Below are 7069 nucleotides of genomic sequence, written 5' to 3'. Positions count from 1 at the left end.
AATTTTTTGTGTGAGGGCCGCCCTTCGGGGCGGCCCTTTCTGTTTTTGCGGGGGTGTGGGGCCGGCCGGTGGGTGTTGCGGGGCGGGGGTTCCGGTTTCTGGAGGGTCGTCCTGCGGGGCGGCCCTTCTTGCGTTCCCGGGTGTCCTCAGGCGTGGAGTTCGCCGGAGAGCACGGTCACCGCTCGCCCTGTCAGCTCGACCCGATCGCCGCGCACGACCGTGCGGATCTCGCCGCCCCGTTCGGAGAGCTGCCGGCCGACGAGAGCGTCTCTGCCGAGTCTGGCCGACCAGTAGGGGGCGAGCGCACAGTGGGCCGATCCGGTGACCGGATCCTCGGGGACGCCGACCTTGGGGGCGAAGAAGCGGGACACGTAGTCCGCGTCCCCCTGCGCGGATTCGGCGGTGACGATGACGCCACGGGCGTCCACGGCCTCCAGGGCGGCGAAGTCCGGCGAGGCGGAGCGCACCGCCGTCTCGTCCTCGACCTCGACGAGGTAGTCCCACTCGTTCCTGCCGATCCGGACCGGCGTGACGCCGAGCGCCTCGACGAGTCCCTCCGGAGGAGTCGCCTCCACGATGGCCTTCATCGGGAAATCCATGGTGAGCAGGCCGTCCTCGTCACGGGTCACGGAGAGGATTCCGCTCTTCGTCGAGAATCCGAGGGTCTCGGGGGCGGCTCCGGTGGAGTAGAGCACGTGCGCGGTGGCGAGCGTGGCATGTCCGCAGAGGGCGACCTCGGCCGCCGGGGTGAACCAGCGCAGGGAATAGGGGCCGCCGTTCGCTCCGGCCAGCACGAAGGCCGTCTCGGAGTGTCTCATCTCGGCGGCGACGGACTGCATCCACGCATCGGGCACCGGGTCGTCGAGCAGGCAGACACCTGCCGGGTTGCCACGGAAAATCCGGTCGGTAAAAGAGTCGACAGTGTAGATGCGCATGACGAGATACTAGGGGGGTCATCGACGGGGGATTGAAGGCAGGCCTGGGGGGCAGGCAGGCCTTGACGTTGACCGTACGAATTGGAATTACACGCTGGGCGTGTCGCGTGGCGAACTTCTGGGCGTCGGCTAGCGTCAAAGGTGTAGGGACACACGCCGAACGAGGCGGAGTCCTGCGGAAAGGACGTGCCAATGGGGGCAGTGCGCAAGGTGGCGACATACCTTGGCCTGGGTGGGGCAGAGCATTATGACGACTCCTACGACTACGAGTACGAGGAAGAGATCGAGGCCGAGGACGAGAACTGGCGGCCGGCTTCCGAGCGTGCGGCCAAGCGCTGGCGTGCGGTGAGCGAGCCTTCGAGGATCGTGATGCTGACGCCGCGCAAGTACAACGATGCCCCCATCATCGGACGGCACTTTCGTGAGCGGCAGGCCGTGATCATGGATGTCAACGAGATGACCGCTGCGGAGGCGACGCGGATGGTCGACTTCGCGGCGGGACTGGCCTACGGCTGCGAGGGCCGCATCGAGCGGATCGCGGAGAAGGTCTTCCTGCTGGCCCCGGCCGATATGGAGATCACCAGCGGCTGATCCCGCGACGTGAGACCGTCGCCGTCCCCCAGGACGGCGGACCCCCCATTCCGCCTCCGCCGCGGTCTCACGTCTCCGGTCTCCTGCCTGGACGCTCGTCCCGCTCAGCCTGCCCGGGGACCGCGCCGCAGCAGACGGGTCAGCTCGGTCAGGTCCGAGGTGGCGGTCTGTGCGCGCTTCTCCGCCTCGCGGGCATACTCGTGCAGGGCCCACACGGCTCCGTCGGCGAGTTCGCGTAACTCGGCGAGCTGGGCCGCCACGTAGTCGGCGTCCTCCTGCTCGCGTGCACGCCGCTGCCAGAGCAGGTAGGCGCCCCCCGCCGACAGCAGCAGCGCGAGCGCCGCCGCCGGGAGCGGCGCCGGGACGAGGAAGGCCGCGGCCACGAGCACCGCGCCGAGGGCGAACAGGGCGTAGGCGGGCCAGGGGAGACCTCGGGCCGGGATGCTCGCGGCCACCAGGTGTTCTTCGGCGGCGGCGAGCGAGGCGGGGTCGGGGCCCTCCGGGCGGAGGGCCACGTCGTGCCCGAGCAGGGAGACCGTGACCGCGGAGGGAGGGGTGGCCTGGGTGGCCTGGACGAGTTCTTCGGCGGCGCTCCGCACGGCCGGTGCGGCCACGTGCAGGGCGATGGCCGCGAGCCGGGGGTCGGATCCGGGTCGCAGGTCCGCCAGGAGATAGTCGGTCAGAGACAGCGCCCGGCCGCCGGTCTCGTCGGAGACGATCAGGCGGCGCAGCACCGCCGACGGTTCGTCCTCGGTGCCCGCGGCACCGGAGTGGTGCGGGTGGTGGACCGTACCACCGGTGCCGTCACCTCGCTCCTCGCGGACCGAGGTGATCTCGACGCAGCGGCTGCGGAGCCGGGCCAGCTGGATGGAGGCGTGCACGGGCCGCGCCAGTTCGGGAAGCTGCGCGATCTCCGGGAAGTCGGCCAGGGACGGGGGCACCACGATCGAGGGTTCGTCGGGGGCCAGGGCGCGGAGCCAGCGGGCGGGATCGGAGTCGGCGGAGAGGGAGAACGCGTCGAGCTTGCGCAGCACGAAGATCTTTCCCGCTGGGCCGTACGCGCCCCGGGCGGCGGTGAGCCAGAGGGCCCGCTGCCCCGGGGTGACGGGCCGGTCCATGGAGAGGTCGCCGAAGGCGGTGCCGAACCAGGAGGCGTGGATGCGGTCCCCCTGGCCGGCGGCGGCGAGGGCGAGGCAGAGGAAGAGCGCGGTCCTGCGCTCGTCGCACTGGGCGGCGCGGCCGAGGGGGCCCAGCGCGTCTTCGCCCCGGGAGAGGGCCGCCAGGGCCTCGACGGCCGGGGGCAGCCAGTGGCCGGGCGCGTCCGTGAGCTCCTGCGGCGGCGGTGCCGGGAGTGCGTCGGTGGAGAGGCTCGCCAGGAGTGCCTCGGCATAGCGGTGCAACTCCGCCCCGGCGTGGGGGGTCGCGGTCAGGTCCGTGCTCAAGGGCGGGGAACTCTTTCGAAGTCGTGACCGTTGACCGCGCCAGCGTAGTCCGCTGCGGAGATCACCGTTGGGAGGCGCGCCGTACCGGTCTTTGCCGGACGATCACCTGGATTTGACGAATCCAGGTGATCGTCCGGCGGACGGGGTCACATGCGCTCGGGCACCGGGACGCCGAGGAGGTCCAGCCCGGTCTCCAGCACCCGGAGGGTGAGGGCGCACAACGCGAGGCGCGAGGCGCGGGTGGCCTCGTCGACGCCCTCCTTCAGGACCGGGCAGTTCTCGTAGAACGCGGTGAAGGCGCTGGCGGTCTCGAAGAGGAAGGTGGCGACCTTGTGCGGGGCGGAGCCCTCGGCCATCTCCTCGACGGCCGCGCCGAACCCCAGCAGCCGCAGGGCCAGCGCGCGCTCGGCCGGGTGGCCGAGGACGATCGCTCCGGTGGCCTCCGCCGGGGCGGCGCCGCCCTTGCGGAAGATGGAGCGGATGCGGGCCGTGGCGTACTGCAGGTAGGGGCCGGTGTTGCCGGTGAGGGCGAGCATGCGGTCGAAGTCGAAGACGTACTCGCTGTCGTGGCTGACCGACAGGTCGGCGTACTTGACCGCGCCCATGCCGACCGCGTGGGCGATCTCGGCGCGGGCGGCGTCGTCGTAGTCGCGGTCCGCGATCACGGCGGCGGCGCGGACGTCGGCCTCGTCGAGCAGCTCCAGCAGCTTGATCGACTTTCCGCTCCGGGTCTTGAACATCTTGCCGTCGCTGCCGAGCACGCTGCCGATCTGGACGTGCTCGGCGCGGACGTGGTCGGGCAGCCAGCCCGCGATCCGGGCCGAGTCGAACAGCATCGACATGTGCAGGGCCTGCGTCGCGCCGATCACGTAGAGGATGCGGTCGGCCTTGAGGTCCTGGACGCGGTAGCGGATCGTGGCCAGGTCGGTGGTGGCGTAGCCGTACCCGCCGTCGCTCTTGCGGATCATGAACGGCAGCGGCTGGCCCTCCCGGCCGGTGTAGCCCGGCGGGAAGACGCAGAGCGCGCCGTCGCTGACGACGGCGATGCCGCGGTCCTGCAGCTCGTCGCAGACCTGGGGGAGCATGTCGTTGTACATGCTCTCGCCGGCGATGTCCTCGTCGGTCAGGGTGACGCCGAGCCGGTTGTAGACCTTGTTGAAGTAGCGGACCGTGGCGTCCATGAACAGGTGCCACAGGCGCATGGTCTCCGGGTCCTTGCCCTGGAGGGTCACGACCCGGGCGCGGGCGCGCTGGTTGAACTCCGGATCGGAGTCGAACTTCACGCGGGCGGCCTGGTAGTACTCGTTGCCCTCGCCGGCTTCGAGCTGGGCGACGGCGGCCTCCTCGCCGATGTCCAGGAGGTGCTCGATGAGCATGCCGAAGGGGGTGCCCCAGTCGCCCAGGTGGTTCTGCCGGATGACCTTGTTGCCCAGGTGCTCGTGCACGCGGACCAGGGCGTCGCCGACGATGGTCGTGCGCAGGTGGCCGACGTGCATCTCCTTGGCCGCATTGGGCGCGGAGTAGTCGACCACGACGGTCTGCGGCGCGGACGCCGCGACGACGCCGGTGCGCGGATCGGCGAGGATCTCGGCGGCCTGCGCGGCGATCCAGGAGTCGTCGAGCGCGATGTTGAGGAAGCCGGGGCCGCTGACCTCGGCGGTCCCGGGGAATCCGGGGTCCGCGGTGAGCCGGTCGGCGATCTCCTGGGCGACCTCCCGCGGGGCACGTCGCAGGCGCTTGCTCAGGCTCATCGCGACGTTCGCCTGGTAGTCGGCGAACTGCGAGGGGCGGATCAGCGGGTCTGCGTCGGAGTACTCGGCACCGAAGGCGGCGGCCAGCGCCTGCTGGACGCGCTCGGTGAGGACGAGCTGCGGGTCGGTCATGTGCCAAGGATATCGGTAGTGCCGTCGTGGCTCCGGGACATCGCGCGCATACTTGATCATGAATCGTCGCGTCCGCCGGTCCGTGTCACCAGAGGCGGTGCGGCCGGTGGGCGTGGCCGAGGCGTTCGCCGATGCGGGCCACCACGCCGCGGTGGGCCAGCGCGGCGGCCAGCTCGCAGGCGGCGCTCACGCCCGCCGCCTGCGAGGCCCCGTGCGCGATGACCACGGTGCCGTTCAGCCCGAGCAGTACGGCGCCGCCGTACGCCTCGGGGTCCAGCCGGCGGCGGAGCTCCATGATGCGCCTGCGCTGGAGCAGCCCGCCCAGCCGGGCGGTGCGGCTCTCCTGGATCGTCTCGCGCAGCTCGGCGAAGGCGTAGCGCACGCTGCCCTCCATGGTCTTGAGCGCCACGTTGCCGGTGAAGCCGTCGGCGACGATGACGTCCACGGCCCCGGTGAGCAGGTCGTGGCCCTCGACGTTGCCGGTGAAGTCCAGGCCGGGGGCGGCCGAGAGCAGCTCGTGCGCCCGTTTGACGAGTTTGTTGCCCTTGCCGGGTTCGCTGCCGATGGTCAGCAGGCCGATGCGGGGTCCGGTGATGCCGAGTGCGGTCTCGGCGTAGGCGGCGCCGAGGTGGGCGAACTGGACCAGCATCTCGGGCTTGACCTCGGCGTTCGCTCCGGCGTCCAGGAGGATGGAGGGGCGCGGGCGGGTGGGCAGGGCCACCGCGATCGCGGGGCGGAGCACGCCGGGCTGTCCCTTGAGCCGGAGCTTGCCGGTGGCCACGACCCCGGCGGTGGAGCCCGCCGAGACGACGGCGCACGCGTCGCCCCGCCGTACGAGGTGGCAGGCGACGGCGATGCTGGAGCGGGGACGGCGCAGGCTGGCGAGGGCCCCCTCGTCCATCGCCAGTGCCTCCTCGGCGCGGACGATCGGGATCTCGGCGGTCGCGCCGTGCCGGGCCAGGGCCTCGTGGATCGGGCGGGGCGCGCCGACGAGGACGACGGGGACCCCGTGCTCCCGGACGGCCTGCACGGCTCCGGCGACGATCTCGGCGGGGGCGTGGTCGCCGCCCATCGCGTCCAGCGCGACGGGAGCGCCGGAGACGTCGGCGGTGTCAGGCAAGCGGTCACCTCGTACGGGATGGGGCCCCACGTCGTAGGCGCCGTGATGCCGGGCGGCGGTCACCTCGTGCGGGGTGGGATTCCCGCATCGTAGGCGTCGCCGCCTGGTGCCACACAGGCGGGGGCGATCAGGGAGCGCTCGGGATGTTCCAGTCGGTTCTCTCCCGGGAGACGACGACCTTGCCGAAGGCCACCCGGCCGGTGACCCGGACGACCTTGCTGAAGACGGCGGCGACCTCCTGGTGCTCGGTGGCGGGGACGGCGGCCGGTGCGGTGACGTCCGGCAGGTCGCAGGTGAGGGGGGCGAGTTCGCCCACGGTCACCGCGCTGTAGGCGGCGTCCAGGCGGTCGGCGTGCTCGACGCTGGTCAGGCGACCGGTGGCGAGCGCCTCGCCGAGCACGGCGGCCACGCGATCACGGTCCGCGTCGGAGGCGCGTAGCACGGGAGCGGAAGCGGGAGCGGGAGCGGTCATGGCCCGATTCTAGACGGAATCAAGATATATCGCGATGGAGGTGCCGGTGGAGTTCGGTATCGGATGGAACCGATCTCCGGGTGGGGACGTCCGGTAGGTAAGCGTGATAGACGCGCGAGTGGTCGAAGAGGTTTACGCATAGAGGGTAAAAGCGAGAGGAATCACTTAGTGATCTTGAAAGAGACGTCCACCCGGGGGTTCCGCGCCTACACGGCGAAACACCTCGACGACCTGCTGCTGCTGCGGGCCGGTCTCGACGAGGAGGAGCGGCTCCGGATCCGGGCGGTGGCGACCGTGCTGCCCTTCCGCACCAACGCCTACGTGGTGGAGGAGCTGATCGACTGGTCGGCCGTGCCCGAGGACCCGATCTACCGGCTGGTCTTCCCCCAGCCCGACATGCTGCCCGCCGCGGACGTCGCCCGGCTGGCCGGCCTGCTGCGCGACGGCGCCCCGAACGCGCGGCTCCAGGCGGCGGCGAACGAGGTGCGGGCGCGGCTCAACCCGCATCCGGCCGGGCAGCTCGACCTCAACGTCCCGCGTGTCGGGGCCGAGCCGGTCCCCGGGATGCAGCACAAGTATCCGGAGACGGTGCTGTTCTTCCCCAAGCAGGGGCAGACCTGCCACGC

Annotated in this window: 6 protein-coding genes and 1 pseudogene; 2 read left to right on the top strand and 5 right to left on the bottom strand. The window is 71.4% G+C overall.

The window, feature by feature from the left end:
- Positions 1-146: 146 nt before the first annotated feature.
- Positions 147-935 (bottom strand): PhzF family phenazine biosynthesis protein, encoded by a 789-nt coding sequence (locus tag IEZ06_RS35265; RefSeq protein ID WP_189241011.1) that lies wholly within the window; start codon positions 933-935, stop codon positions 147-149.
- A 192-nt stretch (positions 936-1127) separates the two neighbouring features.
- Between IEZ06_RS35265 and IEZ06_RS35260 the strand changes: the two genes are divergently transcribed.
- Positions 1128-1526, top strand: coding sequence for a cell division protein SepF (locus tag IEZ06_RS35260; RefSeq protein WP_068902001.1), 399 nt, complete (start codon positions 1128-1130; stop codon positions 1524-1526).
- A gap of 104 nt (positions 1527-1630) precedes the next feature.
- Here the strand turns inward: IEZ06_RS35260 and IEZ06_RS35255 are convergent, their stop codons facing one another.
- The 4 genes from IEZ06_RS35255 to IEZ06_RS37815 form a co-directional block, all read right to left on the bottom strand.
- The gene (locus tag IEZ06_RS35255) at positions 1631-2968 is read right to left on the bottom strand and encodes a hypothetical protein (RefSeq protein WP_229799136.1); all 1338 of its coding nucleotides are present in this window, start codon (positions 2966-2968) and stop codon (positions 1631-1633) included.
- 146 nt (positions 2969-3114) lie between these two features.
- Entirely contained in the window at positions 3115-4851 is a 1737-nt protein-coding gene (gene argS / locus IEZ06_RS35250; RefSeq protein WP_189241010.1) for an arginine--tRNA ligase, read from the bottom strand.
- An 85-nt stretch (positions 4852-4936) separates the two neighbouring features.
- Entirely contained in the window at positions 4937-5923 is a 987-nt protein-coding gene (gene plsX / locus IEZ06_RS35245; RefSeq protein WP_203872424.1) for a phosphate acyltransferase PlsX, read from the bottom strand.
- A gap of 175 nt (positions 5924-6098) precedes the next feature.
- The gene (locus IEZ06_RS37815) at positions 6099-6443 is read right to left on the bottom strand and encodes a DUF1707 SHOCT-like domain-containing protein (RefSeq protein ID WP_189241008.1); all 345 of its coding nucleotides are present in this window, start codon (positions 6441-6443) and stop codon (positions 6099-6101) included.
- 168 nt (positions 6444-6611) lie between these two features.
- Here IEZ06_RS37815 and IEZ06_RS35235 point away from each other — a divergent pair.
- Positions 6612-7069 (top strand): annotated as a pseudogene (locus tag IEZ06_RS35235) (lysine 2,3-aminomutase); the annotation flags it as partial.

Source organism: Planomonospora antibiotica, assembly GCF_014647955.1.
In the GTDB taxonomy this organism is placed as follows: domain Bacteria; phylum Actinomycetota; class Actinomycetes; order Streptosporangiales; family Streptosporangiaceae; genus Planomonospora; species Planomonospora parontospora.
The sequence above is the reverse complement of the archived record's forward strand: the minus strand, read 5'-3'. Positions and strand labels throughout refer to the sequence as shown.